A 19,807-nucleotide genomic window follows, 5' to 3' on the forward strand; every position below is an offset into this window, starting at 1 on the left:
GCGCCACGTGGGTTTCCCTGGAACCCGGCCCGCTCGTGGGATTCCCTAGCGCGCGGCCTCGTAGCCCGGCAGCACCACATCGCGGATGAGGGCGTTGCGCTCGTCGAACGGGATGAACGCGCTCTTGATCGCGTTCACCGTGACCGTGCGCAGGTCCTCGACACCCCAGTCGGCCTCCTCGACCAGCAGCGACATCTCGCGGGTCATCGTCGTGCCCGACACCAGACGGTTGTCGGTGTTGAGGGTGACCCGGAAGCCCAGGTCGCGCAGGGCGGTGATGGGGTGCTCGGCGATGGAGATGGCCGCGCCCGTCTGGAGGTTGGACGTCGGGCACATCTCCAGGGCGATGCGGCGGTCGCGCACCCAGCCCGCGAGGCGGCCGAGCTTGCCGTCGACGATGTCCTCGGTGATCCGGACGCCGTGGCCGATGCGCTGGGCGCCGCAGACCTGGAGGGCCTGGTGGATGCTGGGCAGGCCATGGGCCTCGCCGGCGTGGATGGTGAACGGAACGCTCTCGCCGCGCAGGTGCTCGAAGGCGGCGAGGTGGTCGGCGGGCGGGAAGCCGTCCTCCGCGCCCGCGATGTCGAAGCCGACGACGCCGCCGTCCCGGAACGCCACCGCGAGGTCGGCGATCTCGCGGGTGCGGTCGAACATGCGCATGCCGCACAGCAGGGTGCCGACGCGCACGGGAGTGCCGGCGGCGGCCGCCTTGGCCATGCCCGCCGCGAGGCCCTCCTGCACGGTCTCGACGACCTCGGGCAGGGTGAGCCCGCCGTTCACCATCAGCTCGGGCGCGTACCGGACCTCGCCGTAGACGACGCCGTCCTCGGCCAGGTCGAGGACGTACTCCTCGGCGGTGCGCAGCAGGCCCTCGCGGGACTGCATCACGGCGAGGGTGTGCTCGAAGGTGGCTATGTAGCGCACCAGGTCACCGGAGTTGGCGGCCTCGTAGTACCAGTCGGCCAGCGCCTGCGGGTCGGTGGTGGGCAGGGTGTGGCCGACCGTCTCCGCGAGCTCCACGAGGGTGGCGGGGCGCAGACCGCCGTCGAGGTGGTCGTGGAGTACGGCCTTGGGGAGGCGGCGGATGGTGTCGGCGTCGATGCGGGGCGCGGTCATGCGTGTCTTTCCTCGGCAGGTTCGGCAGGTGGTGTGCGGCGGGTTCTCGGGGGCTCAGGCGGCGGGCTGGAGCAGGTCCCAGCGGTTTCCGTACAGGTCCTGGAAGACGACGACGGAGCCGTACGGCTCGTGGCGCGGCTCCTCCAGGAAGGTCACACCGGCGGCCCGCATCCGGGCATGGTCGCGGGCGAAGTCGTCGGTGTGCAGGAAGAAGCCCACGCGTCCGCCGGTCTGGTCACCGACTCGGCCGCGCTGCGCCTCGTTCTTGGCCCGGGCCAGCAGCAACCCAATGCCGCCGCCCTCGGTGCCCGGTTCGACGACGACCCAGCGGGAGCCGTCGGGGCGCGGCGTGTCATCGACGAGCCGGAATCCGAGTGCTTCGGTGTAGTGGCGGATTGCCTCGTCGTAGTCGTCGACGACGAGGGTGACCAGGGCGATGCGTCTCATCGGGACCTCTCCGGAGTTATACGTAACACGTAGCGTACGGCATCAGGTCGAATGCTCCGGGAACGCACCCCACCCCTTAATCGTCTACAGTTGCGTAGATCGTCTACAGGATTGTAGTCAGCGCGGGGTGCGGTCTCCTGCCCTGTCCGCGTGACCACCATGCGTGACCACCATGGAAGGGGGCCGCTCCGATGGCCGCAGCCCGGCGCATCGCACCGTCCCGGGAGGACGCCACGGACCTCGCCGGTTCGACGGCGGTGGGGAGCGCGGTCGCGTTCGTGCTGCTGACACTGATCGTCATCGGCCGGGACGGCGCGGCGCTGTTCGGCGACGAGGACCTCACCTCCTGGTCGGTCGGACACCGCCCGGATGTGGCCCTCGCCGTGGCACGCGGAGTGACGTACACCGGCACGGGGATCGTTCCGTACGCCCTGGCCGCCGTGGCCGGCCTCGTCCTCGGTCGTACGACGCGGCAGCGGATCCTCGCCGTTGTCGGCTGTCTCGGCTGCCTGGCCGCCGCGCAAGCCGTGCGGTACGAAGTGATCTACCAGGCGGCGGCCGACCCGCGAGTAAGCGCGGCAGTGCCGTTCTACGGCGTGATCCAGGGCGAGCTGCCCGACTTCTCCGGTCTGAAGGCGCAGATCCTGGGCCACTACGGGGAACTCGACACCACCATCCCGAAGGAGAGCCTGGAGCAGCTGAGCGCGGCGATCCAGCAGCAGTCGGGCATCACACCCGACTTCCGGCTCTACCCCGCCCAGCACGCCTTCTTCAACGACGGCCGCCCCGAGGCGTACGCCCCCGAGTCGGCCGCACAGGCCTGGGAGAGCACGGTGGCCTTCCTGCACGAACAGTTGGGCTGAGCCCTCGGACGGCCGCCCGCCCCGCGACGATCCCTCGCGGGCGAGCGGCCGCTACGCCGCCCCCTGGGCAGCAAGGCCGTTGATCCCCACGCTGGTGAGCACGCGCGGTCCTCGCCCTTGACGTCGCGTCACCGCGAGCATGGCCCGGCCCACCGTGTCCGTCGTGGTCGTGTGCCGCGGGAACAGGCGGCGCAACACCGGGTAGAGCCAGGAGGTGGAGGCGTTCAGCAGGCGGTAGGGGCGGGTTGCGGCGCGGGCGCCCCGCGTGGGCCGGAGGTCTCCGGTAAGCAAGTCACCCCGATAGGAGCAAGCGGTCCACGGCGAGAGGACGGAGCGGCAGCATGGCCGAGCGGAGCAGCGAGCCCGTGCGGGCGGACGCGCGGCAGAACCGCGCCCGCATCATCGAGGTCGCACGGGACGCGTTCACCGAATCCAGCGATGCGTCGCTGAACTCCATCGCCAAGAGGGCGGGCGTTGGGCCCGGGACGTTGTACCGGCACTTCCCCACCCGCGAGGCCCTGATCCTCGCGGTCTACCGCCACGAAGTCGACCAACTCGCGGCGTACGCGCCGGAGCTACTGAAGGAGCACCCCCCGCTGGAAGCGCTGCGCCTCTGGTTCGACCGCCTCGCGTACTACGGGCGGATCAAGCACGGCCTGTCGGACGTCCTGCACTCCCTCACCGACGACAGCCTTGCGGGCGAGATCTACGCCTCGGTCATCGGCGCCATCACCCTGCTGTTGCGCGCCTGCGAGGACGACGGCAGCATCCGGCCCGGTGTCGACCCGGACGACGTACTGCTGATGGTGGGCTTCCTGTGGAGGATTGGCCCGGGCGAGGAGGGCGAGGCGCGCGTCGCCCGGCTCCTCGACCTGGTCATCGACGGCTTGCGCCTCGGGGCACCGGCCGCGGCGGCGGGCTCCTGACGCAGGTGCCTGGGGACGCACCGCGGGCACGCCCTTGGGCCGGCCGCTGGACGTACTTCTGGGAGACATCCTTTCCGTGCACGGGAGTTACCTGGCAGTAATCACCGGTGATTTGATGTGCGGCGCCACCCAACCCCCTTCACCCACAGGGAGATCCAGTGCCGCTCTCCTCACTGCGCCGCGCTCAGGGCGCAGCCACCCTCGTCCTCTCGCTCACCGCCGCGTGCCTCGTCGGAGCCGCGCCCGCGTCGGCGGACACCGCGACGACTCCTTCGCTGAGGGTGCTGACGTACAACGTCTTCCTCATGAGCAAGAACCTGTACCCGAACTGGGGGCAGGACCACCGCGCGGCGGAGATACCGAAGACCTCGTTCTTCCGCGGGAACGACGTCGTCGTGCTGCAGGAGGCGTTCGACAACTCCTCGTCGGACGCCCTCAAGAGCGCGGCGGCGGGCGAGTACCCGTACCAGACGCCGGTGGTCGGCCGGAGCAAGAGCGGCTGGGACGCGACCGGTGGTGCGTACTCGTCGACCACACCCGAGGACGGCGGCGTGACCGTACTCAGCAAGTGGCCCATCCTGCACAAGGAGCAGTACGTCTACAAGGACGCGTGCGGCGCGGACTGGTGGTCCAACAAGGGGTTCGCCTATGTGGTGCTGAATGTGAACGGCACCAAGGTTCATGTGGTGGGCACCCATGCGCAGTCGACGGACCCGGGATGCAGCGCGGGTGAGGCCGCCTCCATGCGCAGCCGGCAGTTCAAGGCGATCGACGCGTTCCTGGACGCCAGGAACATCCCGGCGGACGAACAGGTCCTGGTCGCCGGTGACTTCAATGTCGACTCGCGCAGCCCGGAGTACGCGTCGATGCTCGCGGACGCCGGCCTGGTCGGAGCCGACGCACGGACCGGGCACCCGTACTCCTTCGACACACAGGAGAACTCCATCGCGCACGACCGCTATCCGACCGACCCCCGTGAGGACCTCGACTACGTCCTCCACCGCGCCGGTCACGCCCGCCCCACGGTGTGGAAGAACGAGGTCGTCAAGGAGCAGTCCGCGCCCTGGACGGTGTCCAGTTGGGGCACCGACTACACGTATACGAACCTCTCGGACCACTATCCGCTGAGCGCGTACACGGGCTGAGCGCCGCGGGCCCCTGCCGCAGGCCGGCAGGGGCCACTCAGCGATCGGGCGACCTGGTGTGACCGCCCTCGGGCCCGACTGAGTCTCAGGCGGTGCGGCAGAGCACCGCCGGGCTGGCGGGTGCCGCGGCGCGGGCCACGGTCGCGATTCCGGCCGCAGCGGCGCCTCGCACACACGGTCGCCCCGGGCGGAGATCGATCCGGCCTGCCGGCGCGGCCGGAATTCGCTTACGCGTCATCTCCAGGCCGCTATTGATGCCATGTCGCGCTTCCTGAGGGTCCAGTTCACTGGGAGCGCCCCCCTCAACCGGACCTGAAAGAGCAACGCATGTTGAGACGCACGCTAAAGGGCAGCCTGATCACGCTCGTCGCCGTCAGCCTTGCCTCTTCCGTGGGGTCGGTCGCCACGGCATCGGCGGCCGGCAGCCCACTGACGCTCGCCGTCTTCGGCGACTCGCCGTACGGCAAGTCGGCGTACGCGCCTGGGGGCCAGACCGCCGACACCTCGCAGTTCCAAAAGACTCCGGCGTTCATCGGCACCATTAACAGTGACCCGACGATCAGCGACGTCATCCAGGTGGGCGACATCCACTCGGGCAAGGAGTTCTGCACCGAGGACTACGACTCCTCGGTCGCGTCCGTGTGGCAGACCTTCACGAAGCCGCTCGTCTACACGCCGGGCGACAACGAGTGGGCCGACTGCCACAAGGCGTCGAGTCTCACCTCGCCCGGTCAGGGCGGTGGCTTCTACAACTCGGCCTCCGGTGCGATCAACTACATCGGCACGAGCGGCCTGTCGACCAACACGGCGGACTGCGTCAGCTACCACTGTGGCAACCCGCTCGACAACCTCGCAAAAGTCCGGCAGGACTTCTTCGCGCAGCCCGGTCACACCCTGGGCAGCGGGACGCTGAACGTGGTGTCCCAGGCCACCGCCTACGACCCGAGCCACCCGGGCGACGCGCAGTACGTCGAGAACGTGAGGTGGGCGCAGAACGACATCGTCTTCGTGACCATAAACGTGCCGGGTGGCTCGAACAACGACGGCGACCCCTGGTACAAGGTGCCGACCGCGACTCAGGCGCAGACCGACGAGCGGACCAACCGGACCGCGGCCGACGTCCGCTGGCTCGATGCCGCCTTCGCCGACGCGCGGGCCAATCACGCCAAGGCGGTGGTGATCACGGCCCAGGCGGACATGTGGGACCTCGACGGCAAGACCAAGGACCACCTGACGAACTACGAGCCGATCATCAGCGAGGTCGCGGCGAAGACGACCGAGTTCGGCCGTCCGGTGCTGATGCTCAACGGTGACTCGCACCTGTACCGCTCGGACAACCCACTTTCGCCGACGGCGACGTGCACCGGCGAGACGGACCCGGCCACCGGCGCCAGCGTGTGCGCCCACGACCCGGGTAACAACGCGTGGAACGAGCACCCGTACTACAACGTCTCGAACTTCCACCGGATCGTCGTGCACGGCAGCACCACCCCGCTGGAATGGCTGAAGCTGACCGCAGACCCGAACGCCAACTACGCCGTCACCGACACAACCTACGGCCCGTTCAGCTGGCAACGGATGCCGCAGCCACAGCTGTAAACCCGCTGAGCGCACAACCTGGTCGGGCCTCTGCTCACCCGTGACGAGACCTGGATGGCACTGCTGGAGCACGCGGTGCCATCTGCTCTGACCGGCATCGGTGCTGCCGCTGAGGAAATAGGGAAGACCGAGTGGGCACTCCAGGCCTGGAGCCTCGCCGCCGGCCATGATGCCCGAGCCATGGTCTGGGTGGGTTGGTTCCACGCCGATCGCGGAGTCCACGGCGTCCGCGGTGATAGGGCCAGCTTCCGAGCCTGGCGGTGCACCGCCGTGATCGTGCTTCCCTGATTGCGCTGCCCTTGCTGAGCCATACACGGACATCCGCAGGATCGGGGGCGGAGGACAAGCCAGATTGATGCCCAGAACGACACCGCGCCGGCTCGTCTCGAGATGCTGTGCTGCGCGATGTCCTGGAGAATGGAAACCGCATTGTGCGGAGAATGGGGGCCAGTCCATGCCCATCGTTTCACGCGGGTTCCACGGCCGAGCACGGGATGCACGGCACAGACTTCCTCCTGGGCAGTACGAGACCGCCGACTTCCCCGTTCTGTCGGCAGGACCCACCCCTGCGGTGGACCTCGACCAGTGGGAATTCACCATCCGCGCAGAGACCGGCGCACGGCACATCTGGGACTGGGCAAAGTTCATGGCGTTGCCCAGCCAAACGCAAACCGTTGACTTGCACTGTGTCACCAAGTGGTCGAAGTTCGAGACGGAGTGGCAGGGAGTCTCCTTGGACGTCCTTCTGGAGGACGTGGAGACCAGTGCCGATTACGCGCTCGTTCACTCCTACGGCGACTACACCACCAACGTCCCCCTGGAGGACCTCCTCGACGGGCAGGCATGGATCGCTTACCGATACGACGGCGAGGAACTCGCGCCGGAGCACGGCGGCCCCGCCAGGTTGCTGATTCCGCACCTGTACTTCTGGAAGTCCGCGAAGTGGGTGCGCGGCATCCAGCTGCTCGACGAGGAAGAGCGGGGCTTCTGGGAGAACATCGGCTACCACGACTATGGGGACCCATGGCGCGAGCAGCGGTATCAAGGCGACTGAGCGACCGGCTGCGCTGGAAGGCTGCCCGTTTGACCGATCGGCGCGTCGAGTCCCAAACTGCGCGCACCCTCGTCTTCGAGGTGCCCGACTGGCCGGGGCATCTGGCGGGACAGCATGTCGATGTACGGCTCACGGCGGAGGACGGCTACAGCACACAGCGCAGCTACTCACTGGCGTCGGCACCCGACGGCGAGAGCGTCGAGCTGACCGTTCAGCGCGTGGATGACGGCGAGGTCTCCCCGTACCTGACGGACGAACTCGCCGTGGGCGACGTGGTGGAGCTGCGCGGACCGGTCGGCGGATGGTTTGTGTGGCGTCCCGAGCAGAAGGAGCCGATTCTGCTCGTGGCCGGCGGCTCCGGCCTGGTGCCACTGATGGCGATGATCCGCATGCGCCGCGCGATCGGCAGCCGTACGCCCTTCCGATTGGTGTACTCCGTGCGCAGCCCCGAGTACCAGCTCTTCGTATCGGAGTTGAGACGGGACGACCCGGGCCTCGACAAGACGTACCTCTACTCCCGCTCCACCCCACCACAGTGGCCACGGCCCCCCGGGCGGTTCACCGCTCCTGACCTGTCAGGCGCCGGGTGGCCACCGGATTTCGAACCCACTTGCTACGTCTGCGGTTCTACCGGCTTCGTCGAAAAGGCCGCCGGACTGCTGGTGGCTCTCGGCCACCACCCTGGCCGTATCCGAACCGAGCGTTTTGGACCCAGCAGATGACGCGAGGCAGGTGGCGTGCGCGGCCATGGGTGGTACCCCGCCAGTGGCCGGGCTCACCAGTGGCGACGACTCTCCAGGTGCATCGGCACAAAGCGAGGTGAATTCCATGACCCTGACGCCTGACTTCCTTGACGGCAACGCCGCCGCCGGGGACCTCGAGTCTCTGTTCGGAACCGACATGACCATGGCTTCCGGACGGTGCCGTGGCTGCGGCGAGCAGATGATGCTTGCCCAAACGCACGCCTACCTCGGTGGTCCCGGGATGGTGCTGCGCTGTCCCGGCTGCGACAGCGTCCTGCTTCGCCTGGTCCGCTCCCCCACCCAGATGTGGCTCGACGCCGGCGGACTGGATTACGTCAAGATCCCCACACCGGCCTGACGTACGACTGTACGACCGGACGGGAGGCCTCATGGCACGCGAGAACGACCGCCTGCAAGGTCTCGCCTCGCGAGTACGTACCCCAGACGTCGCCGATGCCATGGGACGGATGCACCGCCACCGGTGTCACATCAACGACCTGGTGACCCCAACCCCGGGCCGTATCCTCCTGGGCCCCGCGATAACGATCTCGTTCCTCCCCTCGTGCGAGGAAGCACTCCCACTCGAGCATTACAACTTCTCCCAGCTGTTCCATGACGCCATCGAAAACGGTGCGCAGGGGCGGGTGCTGGTCCTGGCCGGCAACGGGCATCCCGGGGTATCGCTCGGAGGCGGATCAAAGCTCTCGTTGGTGGCGGCACACGGTCTTGCGGGCGTCCTGGCCGACGGGCGTCTCCGGGACTTCACCGAAATCGCGACCTACGACTTCGCCGCCTATTGCTTGGGGCAGACAACCAAGTGGGGCGGCGATGTCGTGACACCCTTCGAGGCCAACCGGCCGGTCGTCGTGTCTGGCGTGACCGTCCGCCCAGGTGATTACGTGTTCGCGGACGCATCCGGCGCTGTCGTCATCCCCGCCGCACAGGTCCTCGGCGTGCTCGAAGAAGCCAACCGCATCGCACAGGTCGAGGCAGCCTTCGTCGACAGGATCCGTAACGAAGCCCCCGCCGCCGAGTAACCGCATCGCGGCGATCTGCCGTCGACGGGCGCGCTGCCCGCGATCGTCGGCGATGTCATGACGGGCTTGGCTGCTGCCGGTCCCGGCCGGAGGGTGCACTGCCTGACGGCCTGGTCATGGAGCAGAGGAGCGACGGATTCCGTGCGATCGTCTTTGCCCAGCCTGGGCGCGTGCTGGTGCAGTCTCGCCACGGCGCGGACCTTACGCGGCGTTCTCGGAAATCGCCTCAGCGGTCTCCACGCTGATCACGGAGCCGCGACACTCTGTGCTCTTCGGGGAGATCCGTGCCTCCTGCGCTGCGATCATGGCCAGAAGGTCGTCGACGACGCCGCACCTTCACCGACAACCCAGCCGTCTTTCAGGCTCTGCCCCCTTACCAGCGCCGTGATCGCGGCAGCGAAGGGTGCTGGGCCGGGGTGACGCTATTGCGGCTTTGCGAGCCACTCGTCGAAGGTGGTTGGCGCGATGCGGGCGCCCTCGCCGGGCAGGAGTACGTCACCAGCCCACTCCGGGCCGAGCAGCGATTGCCACGTCGGCACGAGCTTGACCGCGTGTCCGCGCGTGTCGTTGGTGCGCCGGGCCATGTCCACCAGGTCCTGCGGCTCCGGGCCGGCGACATCGCGGTAACGCCCCTGCGGTGCGCTCGTGGCGATCTCGGTGAGGATGTCGGCCACGTCCGCGGGCGCGATCGGCTGTACGAGCAGCGGTGCGATCGTGGCGACGCCGTCCTGCTCGGTCCAACTTGTCAACGTTGCGGCGAAGTCGTGGAACTGCGTGAAAGGAACGATCGTCCATGGCACCGGGCCCTCGGTCACGAGGCGCTCCTGCTCGCGCTTTCCGGCGTAGTGCGGGTTGCCTTCAATACGATCGACACCGACGATCGAGAGCAGCACATGGTGACGGACACCGGCCCGTTCCTCGGCGGCGAGCAAGTTCCGGGTGGTCGTGCCGAAGTACGCCACCGCCTGGTCCCGGTCGTCCGCCTCGTAGCTCGTGGCGTCCACGACGGCGTCGACGCCGGTCAGCGCGGCGTCCAGACCGTCCCCGGTGGTCAGATCCACGCCGAGTGACCGGCTGATGCGCACGACTTCGTGTCCGGCCTGTTCCAGGGCGGCGACGGTGCGGGCCCCGATGTTCCCGGTTGCTCCGGCGACGGCGATGCGCATGGTGTTCTCTCCTCTGCCACTCCGGCTGCCGCTCATCTTTCCCCCGCTGTCGGCATCCGTGGGGTGGGCGGTCACAGGTGCAGGCCTCCCTCAGCGTCGCCCTCAGCGGCCGCGATCGCATCCCGTGACTGCACAGAGTTCAAAATGACCCGCTGCCGTTCGGTTTGCCGTCCGTCGACGACCAGCCGAACGGCAAGTCAGATCACGACCGCACTTCATGACGCCGTGAGCTGCGGAAAGAGGATGTGACACAGGTCCTTAGCTTGTTCCTTAACCTCGGGCCCGGTCGAGTGGTCACTCTTTGCAGTGATCTCAGGGTATGAGGGCGGCCTTCCTCGTGATCCTGAACTCTGCGACGAGATCCAGGGGTTCACGAGGAAGGCCGTGGGATGAGTGTGCTGCAACGGGCCGGCGAACGGGATGTGTTCGCCGAGCTGTCCCGCTTTCGGAGGGCCTTCTACGGGTGTCTGTCCGCGCGGGCGGATGCGTTCTTCGAGCTGACCGACGCGCTGCTGTGCGCGGACGGCCCGACCCGGACACCGGTCGAGCTGTCCCTGCTCGCCGAGCACCAGCGTGGATACGGCTCGCTGTACGGTGCGTTGAACCATGGCCGCCTGGACGTGGACCGGCTGCGGGATCTCCTGGTGTCGATGCCACTACCGTGTTTCGGCGGACGGATCGTGCTCACCGTGGACGTCTCCCCGTGGCTGCGCTCGGACGCCGCGTGCTCGCCGGAGCGGCTGTACTCCTTCGTCGCCGCGCTGACGCCGGACCGTACCTCGTGGACCGTGGTGCTGGACACGGTCCGCCTCGGGCCCACCGACGACGCGGCGGCCGTCACCGCCAGCCAGCTCCGGCAGGTGGTTGAGAGGCTGATCGCGGCCGGTCAATGGCAATGCGGCGACCGGAACATCCTGGTGGTGATGGACGCCGGCTACGACGTGATGCGCCTGGCCTGGCTGCTGCGCGACCTTCCCGTCGAGCTGGTCGGCCGCCTGCGCTCGGACCGTAACCTGCGGCTCCCGGCCCCGCCCCGCATCTACCAGCCCAAGGGCGGCCGGCCGCCCAGGCACGGCCCGGAGTTCAGCCTCGCGAGGCCGCAAACCTGGACGGAACCGTCGGTCGTGACGGTGAACGACACATCCCGCTACGGCAAGGCCGAAGCCCGGGCGTGGGACCGGCTCCACCCGGAACTCCAGCAGCGCTCCGCCTGGATCGACCACGACGGTGAACTCCCCATCATCGAGGGCACGTTGATCCGCCTCAAGGTCGATCACCTGCCCGGCGACCGCGACGCGCCACCGGTATGGCTGTGGTCCTCGGCCACCGGCGCCAGCCCGGCCGGCGTCGACTTCGTCTGGTCGTGCCATCTGCGAAGATTCGACCTCGAGCATACGTTTCGCCTGTTCAAACAGTCCCTGGGCTGGACCCGGCCGCGGCTACGTGAACCGGAGGCGGCGGACCGCTGGACCTGGCTCGTGATCATCGCGCACACCCAGCTCCGCCTCGCCGCCCCGCTCGCCACCGACCAGCGCAAGCCCTGGGAGAAGACCACCCGCCCCGGCGTCGCTCTCACCCCCACTCGCGTCCGGCGCGGGTTCCGACACCTCCGGCCTCACCTGGCCTGCCCGGCCCGCGTGCCCAAACCCAGCCGCCCCGGCCCCGGACGCCCGCCAGGCTCCAAGAACCGGCACCCCGCCACCCGTCACGACGTGGGTAAAACCGTCAAACGCCCGAGCACCCTCTACGAACGAGACCAAGCTAGACATTAAGGATCAAGCTAGCGGGACGGCCATCCGGACCGGATCGCAGCCAAAGGGCGGCGGAACCTCAGCCGCGCCGCCCCTTCGCTTGTCCGGCCTTCACGTCGGCCGCGTACCGGTCCACGTACTCCTGGCCTGAAAGCCGCAAGATCGCGTACGTGATCTCGTCGGTGACGGCCCGCAGCACCGCCTTCTGGTGCGCCCTACCCGTAAAGCGCGAGAAGTCCAGCGGTTCCCCGAAACGGATCGCGACCGGCCGGATCCTGGGCAGGACACGTCCCGGGGGCCAGATCTCGAAGGTCCCCACCATCGCGCACGGAATCACCGGAACCTGCGCGGCCAGCGCCATCACTGCCACTCCGACCTTGCCCTTGTACAGCTGGCCGTCGGGGGAACGCGTGCCTTCCGGGTAGATCGCGAGTAGCTCTCCCTTCGCCAGTACCCCCAGCCCCTCCCGGATCGCCGCCTGCCCTGCGGCCCTGCCCGACCTGTCGACCGAAATCTGCCCGGCACCGCGGAGAACGAGCGCGGTCAGTCGGCCCGTGAGGCCCGGCGCCGTGAAGTACTCCGCCTTGGCCAGGAACGTGATGCGCCGTTTCAGGACCGCGGGCATGAGGAGGGGGTCCGCGAAGGACAGGTGATTCCCGGCAACGATCGCCGCGCCCTTGGCCGGAACGTGCTCCAACCCCTCGGCCCGCGGCCGGAACAGCAGCCGCAGCATCGGCCCCAGCAGGACGAACTTGAGTACGTAATAGAACATGGGCAGCTCCCAACTGCCAATCGGCCCCGGCTCGCGAGGTCAGTCACAGCGGGTCCGGGGCGCGCCCGCGTATCCGCGAGCGCCTCGGATGTTCCGTGCGAAAGGACGGAAATCGAGTCCGTGAGCCGAATGGCGGTGGCTCAGGAGTCGGCACCCGTGGGTGCCGACTCCTGCCTGGGCAGCGCCCGCCAGGGGGCCTGACGCGCGCGCAGGTCGGCACGGATGCGCCGGGCGAGCCTTGTGGTGTCGTAGTGGTTCAGCCCGGCACCGATGGCCGCGCCGACCATGAAGGGCATCAGCATGGGGATCTTGCGGACGGCGAGCGTGAGCAGCCGTCGGCGCAGCTCCTTCCTCACCCGGACGCTGAGCATGAGACTGACCGCGGAGGTCGGCTTCGTGGTGTTCAGGCCGCGCCTTCGCGTCCACTCCGCGAGATACAGTGCGGCACGCTGTCGAGCGGCTCCAAGCGCAGGCAGACCGTACACCTCGTGGAGTTCGGCGATGAGCTTGAACTCGACGGATGCCGTCCCGAGGATGCCGGTGGCCAGCTCGACGGGCATGGCCGGAGGAGTGGGCAACGCCGCGGCAGAACCCACGCCCGCTCCGACGGCCTCAGTGCCCCGCACCGCCCCGGTGACCGGGTGATCGGCGATCTCCTCCGGGCCCAGACCGAGGAAGTGCCGACGCAACGTGTCCAGATCGCCGACCCGGATATGCGAAACCGCCTCAATCAGCTGCTCCGCGAGAGCAGGGGAGGTCAGCGACCATTCATGGGCCCGCACCTCGGGCGACATGGCACACCTCCCGTTCGGCGGCGCTGTTCGACGGCCCCTTCCACCCCGTACCCGGTGGTACTTCATCGATTCGCGCGGGCGACGGCATGAGCGCTTCTGGTCGGAATGCGCTGGTCAGCGGCTAATCAGAACCAGCAGAGATTATTTCCCGGGAAGGGATTGATCGTTTCCCACCGCGCACGTCGCTGCGGTTCCCGGTCAGCCAGGAGGCCTGCTGTCGCGGGGGTAAGCGTGCGCGCACGACATCTGCTGATGTCGGCGACTCCCAGCGGACGATCTCCCATCATGAAGAAGCTCAAGGAGGCCGGTCTGCTCACCTCCCAGCGACGCGGCACCCGACTGCCCCCGCATCCGTGCACACCCCAGAGGAGCCAGTACCCGCACAGCAGCCTCATCCGGTCGAGTTTGGCTTTCGTTCCATGGACCGCCGAGCACGCCGAGGCGTCATGACGAGCTCAGCCCCGTCCTCTGCTGCGACGCGGCCAGGCTGGCCCTATACCAGCTCGCTCCCTGCACGACAGCGCGCGGTGACGACCGTCATGCTCTCGAGTCGGCGGGCTGGGCGAGGATTGCGCCACACAGGGCAACGCATTCGGAGCAGATCCACACGTCGGGCCCGGCGACCAGGCGGCGCTCCTCGCTGCGGGCGTGACCGCAAAACGAGCAGCGATCAGCCTGCTTCTTTCCCGGGCGCCCGCGCCGGGAGCGCCGGCCGAAGGGGGTGCGTGGGACGTTGATGTAGCAGTGCAGCAGGCGCTTGATGTCGGCCACGTCCACGCCGAGGTCATTGAGGACGCGGCGGGCGCGGGAGCCGGGGTTGGTGGCGATAACGGCGAGCAGTTGCGGTGTGGTGACGGCGACCGGGGCGCAGGTCGGGGTGCGTTCGGTGGCCAGCTGCTCGGCGCCGGCCAGGGCTGCCTGGGCCTCAGCGGAGAAGACCGGTCGGCCTGCGCGGCTGGACTCGGCGGGATAGTCGAAGAGGCGGTGGCTGGATTCCCGGATCTTGTCGCGGCTGACGCCGAGCTGTTCCAGGGTGGCTGCGGCGACCCCGTCGGTAAGCAGGCCCAGCAGGATGTGCTCGGTGCCTGCCTCGGCCAGCCCGTCGGCCTCAGCGGCGGCCAGCGCGGCGGCCAGACCGGCCTCGAGATCGCGACCGCGGATCAGTCCTGCGGTCGCGGGTGTCTGGGCGACGCGGTCGGCGTAACGCTGGCGGGCGGCTTGGCGGGAGACACCGAGGCGTTCACCGATGACGGTCCAGGAGTATCCGGCGTCACGGGCCCGCCGTACGACCTGGTCGACGGCGGCGTCGGCCCGGCCGGACAGGTCGCCGGTGAGGGCGAGGACGGCTTCGAGCAGGTCGAGCGGGTCGTCACTCATTGCACGGGTATGGGCCGCCTGGATGAGCTGGTCCACCGTGGGCTCTGGGCTCATGCGACAACCGTAAGTTGTCAGCCGTACGGTGACAATCCCTTGTTGCCACTTCACTGGCTGCCAATGATCCGGCAGATGTCCGCCTCCGTGCAGGTGCTCGGGTCCGTGGCGGCGGCCCGTTCGGACAGAACCCCAAGAGCGTTGCGGGTCTTGCGCAGTTCGGCCATACGGCGCTCAACGTCCGCGAGACGCTGCTTGATCAGGTTCGCGACGTGGGAGCAGGGCGCTTCGCCGGAATCGCGCAGGGCCAGGACGGAGCGGATCTCGGCGAGGTGAGCCCGGCCGCCTGCGCCTCGCGGATGAAGGCCAGCCGTTGCGTGGCCTGCGGCGGGTAGTCGCGGTAGCCGCCCGAGGTGCGCGGCGGCTCAGGCAGCAGCCCCGCCTGCTCGTAGAAGCGGATGGTCTTGGCCGTCAGTCCGCTGGCGGCGGCCAGTTCTCCAGTGCGCATGCCACCGAGGCTATGCCTTGACCTTCCAGCGCGCTGGAAGGTCTACGGTCGGGTGCAGACGCTGTGAACTGGGAGGACGACGCCATGCGGATCACCGTGCTGACCGTGCCCGACTGCCCCAATGGGCCAGTGGTTGAGGAACGGCTGGCCTGTGCGCTTGAGGGCCGCGGCGCGGAGGTGGGACTGGTCGAGGTCGGCGATGCCGAGCAGGCCGTCCGCCTAGGGATGACCGGGTCCCCCACGGTGCTGATCGACGGCGTGGATCCCTTCGCCGTGTCGGGCGCGCCTGCATCCTTGTCGTGCCGCCTGTACCGGGGGTCTGACGGCCGGGCCGAGGGTGCGCCGAGCGTCGCTGACCTGCGGCGCGCACTGGACGCGGCGGACACCACCGCGGACTGTGCCTGCCCGCCGATCGATGCGGCCGGCCGCGCGGGCCGGGGGCGCCTCGCTCCGGTTGCCGGAGGACTGCGCGCTGTCGAGCAAGCCGTGCTCCGCCACTTCGCGGCCACCGGACACGCCCCCGTGATCGGGGAACTGGAAGCTGCAGCCGCCGCGCATGGCCGTACCGCCGCCGAGGTTGTGGCTGACCTGGGCGGCGACGACTTCCTCGTCCTCGATGACCACGGCCGTATCCGGGCGGCGTACCCGTTCTCCGCCGGGCCCACCACCCATCGCGTCCGGCTCGCCAGCGGGATAGAGGTGTGGGCGATGTGCGCGATCGACGCGCTGGGCGTCGCGGACATGCTCGGCAGCGATGCCGTGATCACCTCCGCCGACCCGGTCACCAGCGAGACCATCACGGACACCTGCGCCGGCGGGCACATGACTTGGCAGCCATCCACGGCCGTGGTCTACGTCGGCCAACGCTCCTGCACCGGCCCCGCCGCCGATGTCGCCTGCGGTGCCTTGAACTTCTTCACCAGCCGCCGGACGGCCTGTACCTGGGCGCGACGGCACCCCGACTACACCGGTCAGGCCGTCGAACAGAGCCAGGCCGAGGCCCTGGGACGGTCCATCTTCGGATCTCTGCTGCTCGCGGCGGAGCCCGTCGAAGGGCGAGGATGCTGACCGGCATGCACATCCGCATCGACGCCGACAACCTGCCCGGCCTCACCTGCCCACCTGCCGACGGCAGTGACCCGGCGTACCGCAACATCCACGTCGCCGTGCAACGCCGCGACCGCCCAGCCGAACTCCTCGACCCCCAGCCTGGTAACGCCTCCTCCGCGAGCTGGACCCTGGAGTGCACCACGACCGCGTCGCCGACTGGCACCGATGTGAAAGGCCCGCACGTGCAGGGCCGCCCGGGCGGCCGGTTCATCTACCTGTCGTGGGTCACCGTCGACGAGGCGGGCAGCTTCACCATGTTCCGCCGTGCCAAGCTCATGCTCGACGCCGTCCCCGCCGAGATCCTCACCGCGGCCACGCAATCCGGCCTGCTCGTCGGACGCCTCGGCCTGACCGACGCATGCGGCAACCCCTTGTGCGCACGGGTCATACCCCCGGCCATCACGTGGACCGCGGCAAACGGCGACTAGAAGCGGATACCACGGGGCGGCCCACGTCGGCCGCCCACGGGTCGCACGGCCATCGCCGGCATGGGTCGCCGAACGCGGCCGCGTTCGGCTTGGGACGGCCGCAGTGCACGTCACGCCTTAGCAGCCAGGGTGAGCTGGGCGCGGTGGAAGTCGAAGTGCTGGGTCGGGTATAGGTACACCTCTTCGAGGGTCATCACGTCCCTGAAGAACGGATCCCACCGAGTCGGAAAGCCCATCGTCCGCGCCAACACCGCGTCCGGCTCGGCCTCCAGACGACGATGAAGGGCCGCAAGCGTGCGATCGAGCTTCGCTCCCATGCGTCGCCGGTTGTAGACCCGGGCGCCGCCCACGGCACCGAGGTAGTTGATCACATCGAACGGTCGGGTGGCGGCGTTCAGCAAACGTGCCCAAGCACCGCTTGCACCCGGCGGAAGGCGACCGAACAGGCGCACCATCGGAAGCAACGCCCGCACGACCATGTAGCCGAACAGCATGTGGTAGAGGAGCTGCTCGTTGGTCCAGCGGGTTCCATCGCTCCGGCGACGCAAGTCCTCGGCAGTGGCCGAGTCCAGAAGCTGGTGGAACGTGGCACTGGCCCACCGCAGCTCTGCGTGGATGAGTTCCCTGTCCATTCATCCCTCCTGGTCACGAGCGTTGAGGTCGCTGCCTCATGATGAGGCTCGCCCCATGACTCGGCACCAGTCCCGCACGGGGATTCTTTGCGGACAACGGACAGCATCAGCCCCGTCCATGAGCCAAGCTCATACTCGACGCCGTCCCCGCCGAGACTTCGACGCCGACGCATGCGGCGGCCGGTTGGTCGGACGCCTCGGCCTCACCAATGCGCGCGGACCTCTGTGCCCTGCTGATGGGCTGGCAGTTCACCGCTGCGCGGGCGTCGGCGGCTTAGCCGCCCGTCACCCGGGCGGGCAGACGGGCGAGCGCTTCGGTGCGGGAACCGGTCACGGCGTCAGCGTGCCCCTCGTCAACAGCGGCATCGCCGATGACGCATTCTGGAGGTAGGGCACGTTTGCCCGCCAGCCGAAGAAGGTGATCGGCATGATGTGGTACGACGGCGGCTGGGGCTGGGGCGGCTGGTTCGCCATGGCCATCTTCCCGGTGCTGTTCTTGGTGCTGCTGATCGCCGGTGTCGTCATGCTCGTCCGTTACGTCACGGGCAGCCGGCACAGCCACCAGGGCGGCCCACCCCCCTCTCCCGGTGAGCCCGGGTGGGGAAGCAAGCGAGCTGAGGACCTGCTCGCCGAGCGGTTCGCCCGCGGAGAGATCGACGAGGACGAGTACAAACGCCGGCTGACGCTGCTGCGGGAGCACCAGTGACCGCGAGCCGTCCGCGCGCGGTGTGTGCCGCCCCGGAGGATGGCCCTATCGGTCTCCGATGAGCGGCGGCCCTCGTCAGCGACCGCCCGAGCCGCACGCTGTGCTCGCGGGTCGCCCGCGCCCGCACCTCGCTGATCGCGTGGATGAACGAGGCCGAGCACTCCGCGCCGGTGGCCGCAGCCGCCCTGACGGCACGTACGGCGACGGGCCCGGAGCGCCAAGCGATCCGGGCCCTCAGTGGCCGGCGGCGTACGTCATCGCGGTGCCGAGCCACGCTCCCGGAGCAGATCGGCCATGACCTTCATCTCCGACTGCTGGCCGTCGACCATGCCCTGGGCCAGCTTCCGTTCCTGAGGCACCGTGCACTGCTGGGTACAGGCGCGGGCCATGTCGATGCCTCCCATGTGGTGGTCGTACATGAGCTGGAGGTAGAGGATCTCTGCCTGTTTTCCCTCGAGCTTGCCGAGCCGGCCCAGCTCCGTGTTGGCGGCCATGCCGGGCATGAGCGAGCCGTCCTTCATCTGGTGGCCCATGTGCCCGCCATCCGTCATCCAGGTCATGTAGCCGTCGGCGGATGTCTTGGGAAGGTTCCACAGGTCGAGCCAGCCGAGCAGCATGCCGCGCTGGTTGGCCTGGGTCTGGGCTATGTCGTACGCGAGGCGGCGGACATCCTCGTCAGTGGTTCGGTCCCGGACGATGTAGGCCATCTCCACAGCCTGTTGATGGTGGACGGCCATGTCGCGAGCGAAGCCCGCATCGGCGGAATCCGCGGTGGGCACGTTGGCTGCCTTGCCGTCCTCGCTGCTGACGGTGGCCAGAAGCCAGAGCGCCAGGACGAGGGCGAGCAGTACCGCCGCAGCGGCGATCATCCAGCGCCTGAGCGCCGGACGGTGGCCGTGGGTGTCGCCGGTGTCCGTCACATCTGATGCTGTGGTGGTCGTGCCGGTCATGAGGCCGTCAGGCCGTTCGTGCAGGCTGCGCCCGGCTCGGGGGTCTGCGGGCCCTGGACGTACTTGGTGAGGAACTGCTCGACCCTGGGATCGGAGGCGGTGTTCACGCTGAGCTGGTGGCCCCAGGCGCTCAACATGATGCTTCCGGCTTCGTCGTTGACCGGGCTCATCAGGGTGTAGGGCGTCTTGGAGACCTTGTCGGCGAGGGTCTTGATGTCGGCCTTGGTGGCCTTGGTGTTGTAGGTGACCCAGACCGCGCCGTGTTCGAGGGAGTGGACGGCGTTTTCCTTCGCGATGGGCTTGGTGTAGACGTTGCCGTCGCAGGTCATCCACACCGGGTTGTGGTCGCCGCCGACGGGCGGGTTCATCGGGTAGTTGACCTGGCCCTTGACGTGGTTGCGGGTCAGCTTCTTGGCGTCCCAGACCTCCTCGCCGCGTATGGGCGCCTTGGCCGCGGCGGCCTTCTGGTCCTGCTTCTCGTTGGCACTGTTGATGGCGTACACGCCCCAGCCGACCAGTCCGGCCACGATGACCGTGCTGACGGTGATGGTGATGATCCGCCTGCGGCGCTCGCGGGCCCGCTCGGCGCGGCGCATCGCCTCGATGCGTGCCTTGCGGTCGGCTGCGGCCTGCTTCTTGCTGGTCCTGCTCATGGATACGTCCTTGTCCCGCCGCGAAGGTGTGGTCGG

General features: G+C 68.7%; 24 protein-coding genes. 12 read left to right on the forward strand and 12 right to left on the reverse strand.

All coding sequences use genetic code 11. The features are described 5' to 3' along the window. Window positions 1-45: 45 nt before the first annotated feature. Together IEY95_RS41160 and IEY95_RS41165 are read right to left on the reverse strand one after the other, a co-directional pair. Window positions 46-1,116, reverse strand: coding sequence for an adenosine deaminase (locus IEY95_RS41160; protein WP_189191365.1), 1,071 nt, complete (start codon window positions 1,114-1,116; stop codon window positions 46-48). Window positions 1,117-1,170: 54 nt separating this feature from the next. Next, complete coding sequence (locus IEY95_RS41165) at window positions 1,171-1,563, reverse strand: VOC family protein (protein ID WP_189191366.1); 393 nt, start codon at window positions 1,561-1,563, stop codon at window positions 1,171-1,173. 191 nt (window positions 1,564-1,754) lie between these two features. Here IEY95_RS41165 and IEY95_RS41170 point away from each other — a divergent pair, with 191 nt between their 5' ends. Then, window positions 1,755-2,426, forward strand: coding sequence for a dienelactone hydrolase family protein (locus tag IEY95_RS41170; RefSeq protein ID WP_189191367.1), 672 nt, complete (start codon window positions 1,755-1,757; stop codon window positions 2,424-2,426). A gap of 51 nt (window positions 2,427-2,477) precedes the next feature. Here the strand turns inward: IEY95_RS41170 and IEY95_RS41175 are convergent, their stop codons facing one another. Next, window positions 2,478-2,717 carry a hypothetical protein gene (locus tag IEY95_RS41175; protein WP_189191368.1) on the reverse strand — a complete coding sequence of 80 codons (240 nt, stop codon included), beginning with the start codon at window positions 2,715-2,717 and terminating at the stop codon, window positions 2,478-2,480. A gap of 50 nt (window positions 2,718-2,767) precedes the next feature. Here IEY95_RS41175 and IEY95_RS41180 point away from each other — a divergent pair, with 50 nt between their 5' ends. The 7 genes from IEY95_RS41180 (at window position 2,768) to IEY95_RS41210 (ending at window position 8,930) form a co-directional block, all read left to right on the forward strand. Further along, window positions 2,768-3,352 carry a TetR/AcrR family transcriptional regulator gene (locus tag IEY95_RS41180; protein WP_189191369.1) on the forward strand — a complete coding sequence of 195 codons (585 nt, stop codon included), beginning with the start codon at window positions 2,768-2,770 and terminating at the stop codon, window positions 3,350-3,352. A 158-nt stretch (window positions 3,353-3,510) separates the two neighbouring features. Beyond that, window positions 3,511-4,497, forward strand: a complete 987-nt coding sequence (sph, locus tag IEY95_RS41185) for a sphingomyelin phosphodiesterase (protein ID WP_189191370.1) — start codon at window positions 3,511-3,513, stop codon at window positions 4,495-4,497. 327 nt (window positions 4,498-4,824) lie between these two features. Further along, window positions 4,825-6,096 (forward strand): hypothetical protein, encoded by a 1,272-nt coding sequence (locus tag IEY95_RS41190; protein WP_189191371.1) that lies wholly within the window; start codon window positions 4,825-4,827, stop codon window positions 6,094-6,096. A gap of 454 nt (window positions 6,097-6,550) precedes the next feature. Continuing rightward, a complete protein-coding gene (locus IEY95_RS41195) occupies window positions 6,551-7,150 on the forward strand; it encodes a sulfite oxidase-like oxidoreductase (RefSeq protein WP_189191372.1) in 600 nt (199 codons plus the stop codon). Next, window positions 7,120-7,872 (forward strand): ferredoxin reductase, encoded by a 753-nt coding sequence (locus tag IEY95_RS41200; RefSeq protein ID WP_189191373.1) that lies wholly within the window; start codon window positions 7,120-7,122, stop codon window positions 7,870-7,872. Before IEY95_RS41195 ends, IEY95_RS41200 begins: the two co-directional genes overlap by 31 nt. Window positions 7,873-7,978: 106 nt before the next feature. Beyond that, on the forward strand, window positions 7,979-8,251 hold the full coding sequence (locus tag IEY95_RS41205) for a DUF6510 family protein (RefSeq protein WP_189191374.1): 273 nt from the start codon (window positions 7,979-7,981) through the stop codon (window positions 8,249-8,251). A 31-nt stretch (window positions 8,252-8,282) separates the two neighbouring features. Continuing rightward, window positions 8,283-8,930 carry an RraA family protein gene (locus tag IEY95_RS41210; RefSeq protein WP_189191375.1) on the forward strand — a complete coding sequence of 216 codons (648 nt, stop codon included), beginning with the start codon at window positions 8,283-8,285 and terminating at the stop codon, window positions 8,928-8,930. 422 nt (window positions 8,931-9,352) lie between these two features. Here IEY95_RS41210 and IEY95_RS41215 read toward each other — a convergent pair whose 3' ends face one another. Next, window positions 9,353-10,096, reverse strand: a complete 744-nt coding sequence (locus tag IEY95_RS41215) for an SDR family oxidoreductase (RefSeq protein WP_189191376.1) — start codon at window positions 10,094-10,096, stop codon at window positions 9,353-9,355. A gap of 389 nt (window positions 10,097-10,485) precedes the next feature. On the opposite strand from IEY95_RS41215, the gene IEY95_RS41220 reads away from it, so the two are divergent. Continuing rightward, window positions 10,486-11,868: a transposase gene (locus IEY95_RS41220; RefSeq protein WP_189191377.1), complete on the forward strand. Its 1,383-nt coding sequence runs from the start codon at window positions 10,486-10,488 to the stop codon at window positions 11,866-11,868. A gap of 58 nt (window positions 11,869-11,926) precedes the next feature. Here the strand turns inward: IEY95_RS41220 and IEY95_RS41225 are convergent, their stop codons facing one another. The 5 genes from IEY95_RS41225 to IEY95_RS49715 form a co-directional block, all read right to left on the reverse strand. Continuing rightward, entirely contained in the window at window positions 11,927-12,619 is a 693-nt protein-coding gene (locus IEY95_RS41225; RefSeq protein WP_189191378.1) for a lysophospholipid acyltransferase family protein, read from the reverse strand. Window positions 12,620-12,759: 140 nt separating this feature from the next. Then, window positions 12,760-13,413 carry a hypothetical protein gene (locus tag IEY95_RS41230; protein ID WP_189191379.1) on the reverse strand — a complete coding sequence of 218 codons (654 nt, stop codon included), beginning with the start codon at window positions 13,411-13,413 and terminating at the stop codon, window positions 12,760-12,762. Window positions 13,414-13,950: 537 nt separating this feature from the next. Beyond that, the gene (locus IEY95_RS41235) at window positions 13,951-14,844 is read right to left on the reverse strand and encodes a ClpX C4-type zinc finger protein (protein WP_189191380.1); all 894 of its coding nucleotides are present in this window, start codon (window positions 14,842-14,844) and stop codon (window positions 13,951-13,953) included. 50 nt (window positions 14,845-14,894) lie between these two features. Beyond that, the gene (locus IEY95_RS49710; RefSeq protein WP_308429400.1) at window positions 14,895-15,107 is read right to left on the reverse strand and encodes a MerR family DNA-binding protein; all 213 of its coding nucleotides are present in this window, start codon (window positions 15,105-15,107) and stop codon (window positions 14,895-14,897) included. Further along, window positions 15,044-15,292: a MerR family DNA-binding transcriptional regulator gene (locus IEY95_RS49715; RefSeq protein WP_229703707.1), complete on the reverse strand. Its 249-nt coding sequence runs from the start codon at window positions 15,290-15,292 to the stop codon at window positions 15,044-15,046. Before IEY95_RS49715 ends, IEY95_RS49710 begins: the two co-directional genes overlap by 64 nt. A 63-nt stretch (window positions 15,293-15,355) precedes the next feature. Here IEY95_RS49715 and merB point away from each other — a divergent pair, with 63 nt between their 5' ends. Then, window positions 15,356-16,360 carry an organomercurial lyase gene (merB, locus tag IEY95_RS41245; RefSeq protein ID WP_229703708.1) on the forward strand — a complete coding sequence of 335 codons (1,005 nt, stop codon included), beginning with the start codon at window positions 15,356-15,358 and terminating at the stop codon, window positions 16,358-16,360. Between the two features lie 5 nt (window positions 16,361-16,365). Further along, on the forward strand, window positions 16,366-16,830 hold the full coding sequence (locus tag IEY95_RS41250; RefSeq protein WP_229703709.1) for a DUF5990 family protein: 465 nt from the start codon (window positions 16,366-16,368) through the stop codon (window positions 16,828-16,830). Window positions 16,831-16,940: 110 nt separating this feature from the next. On the opposite strand, the gene IEY95_RS41255 is transcribed toward IEY95_RS41250, so the two are convergent. After that, complete coding sequence (locus tag IEY95_RS41255; RefSeq protein ID WP_189191382.1) at window positions 16,941-17,462, reverse strand: DinB family protein; 522 nt, start codon at window positions 17,460-17,462, stop codon at window positions 16,941-16,943. Between the two features lie 427 nt (window positions 17,463-17,889). On the opposite strand from IEY95_RS41255, the gene IEY95_RS41260 reads away from it, so the two are divergent. Further along, window positions 17,890-18,168 (forward strand): SHOCT domain-containing protein, encoded by a 279-nt coding sequence (locus tag IEY95_RS41260; RefSeq protein WP_189191383.1) that lies wholly within the window; start codon window positions 17,890-17,892, stop codon window positions 18,166-18,168. A gap of 254 nt (window positions 18,169-18,422) precedes the next feature. Here IEY95_RS41260 and IEY95_RS41265 read toward each other — a convergent pair whose 3' ends face one another. Both IEY95_RS41265 and IEY95_RS41270 read right to left on the reverse strand, forming a co-directional pair. After that, window positions 18,423-19,118, reverse strand: coding sequence for a DUF305 domain-containing protein (locus tag IEY95_RS41265; RefSeq protein ID WP_373294652.1), 696 nt, complete (start codon window positions 19,116-19,118; stop codon window positions 18,423-18,425). After that, the gene (locus tag IEY95_RS41270) at window positions 19,115-19,771 is read right to left on the reverse strand and encodes a thioredoxin-like domain-containing protein (RefSeq protein ID WP_189191384.1); all 657 of its coding nucleotides are present in this window, start codon (window positions 19,769-19,771) and stop codon (window positions 19,115-19,117) included. Before IEY95_RS41270 ends, IEY95_RS41265 begins: the two co-directional genes overlap by 4 nt. Window positions 19,772-19,807 lie beyond the last annotated feature (36 nt).

This window comes from Streptomyces albiflavescens (genome assembly GCF_014645835.1).
GTDB lineage: Bacteria > Actinomycetota > Actinomycetes > Streptomycetales > Streptomycetaceae > Streptomyces > Streptomyces albiflavescens.

Excerpts from the sequence above, each read along its gene's own strand:
- IEY95_RS41265 (WP_373294652.1), bottom strand. The coding sequence starts at position 19,118 with ATGACCGGCACGACCACCACAGCATCAGATGTGACGGACACCGGCGAC.
- IEY95_RS49715 (WP_229703707.1), bottom strand. The coding sequence starts at position 15,292 with ATGCGCACTGGAGAACTGGCCGCCGCCAGCGGACTGACGGCCAAGACC.
- IEY95_RS41210 (WP_189191375.1), top strand. The coding sequence starts at position 8,283 with ATGGCACGCGAGAACGACCGCCTGCAAGGTCTCGCCTCGCGAGTACGT.
- IEY95_RS41225 (WP_189191378.1), bottom strand. The coding sequence starts at position 12,619 with ATGTTCTATTACGTACTCAAGTTCGTCCTGCTGGGGCCGATGCTGCGG.
- IEY95_RS41235 (WP_189191380.1), bottom strand. The coding sequence starts at position 14,844 with ATGAGCCCAGAGCCCACGGTGGACCAGCTCATCCAGGCGGCCCATACC.
- IEY95_RS41200 (WP_189191373.1), top strand. The coding sequence starts at position 7,120 with ATGGCGCGAGCAGCGGTATCAAGGCGACTGAGCGACCGGCTGCGCTGG.
- IEY95_RS41270 (WP_189191384.1), bottom strand. The coding sequence starts at position 19,771 with ATGAGCAGGACCAGCAAGAAGCAGGCCGCAGCCGACCGCAAGGCACGC.
- IEY95_RS41170 (WP_189191367.1), top strand. The coding sequence starts at position 1,755 with ATGGCCGCAGCCCGGCGCATCGCACCGTCCCGGGAGGACGCCACGGAC.
- IEY95_RS41160 (WP_189191365.1), bottom strand. The coding sequence starts at position 1,116 with ATGACCGCGCCCCGCATCGACGCCGACACCATCCGCCGCCTCCCCAAG.
- IEY95_RS41215 (WP_189191376.1), bottom strand. The coding sequence starts at position 10,096 with ATGCGCATCGCCGTCGCCGGAGCAACCGGGAACATCGGGGCCCGCACC.
- IEY95_RS41220 (WP_189191377.1), top strand. The coding sequence starts at position 10,486 with ATGAGTGTGCTGCAACGGGCCGGCGAACGGGATGTGTTCGCCGAGCTG.
- IEY95_RS41205 (WP_189191374.1), top strand. The coding sequence starts at position 7,979 with ATGACCCTGACGCCTGACTTCCTTGACGGCAACGCCGCCGCCGGGGAC.
- IEY95_RS41260 (WP_189191383.1), top strand. The coding sequence starts at position 17,890 with ATGATGTGGTACGACGGCGGCTGGGGCTGGGGCGGCTGGTTCGCCATG.
- IEY95_RS41165 (WP_189191366.1), bottom strand. The coding sequence starts at position 1,563 with ATGAGACGCATCGCCCTGGTCACCCTCGTCGTCGACGACTACGACGAG.
- IEY95_RS41195 (WP_189191372.1), top strand. The coding sequence starts at position 6,551 with ATGCCCATCGTTTCACGCGGGTTCCACGGCCGAGCACGGGATGCACGG.
- IEY95_RS41255 (WP_189191382.1), bottom strand. The coding sequence starts at position 17,462 with ATGGACAGGGAACTCATCCACGCAGAGCTGCGGTGGGCCAGTGCCACG.
- IEY95_RS41190 (WP_189191371.1), top strand. The coding sequence starts at position 4,825 with ATGTTGAGACGCACGCTAAAGGGCAGCCTGATCACGCTCGTCGCCGTC.
- IEY95_RS41180 (WP_189191369.1), top strand. The coding sequence starts at position 2,768 with ATGGCCGAGCGGAGCAGCGAGCCCGTGCGGGCGGACGCGCGGCAGAAC.
- IEY95_RS41230 (WP_189191379.1), bottom strand. The coding sequence starts at position 13,413 with ATGTCGCCCGAGGTGCGGGCCCATGAATGGTCGCTGACCTCCCCTGCT.
- IEY95_RS41250 (WP_229703709.1), top strand. The coding sequence starts at position 16,366 with ATGCACATCCGCATCGACGCCGACAACCTGCCCGGCCTCACCTGCCCA.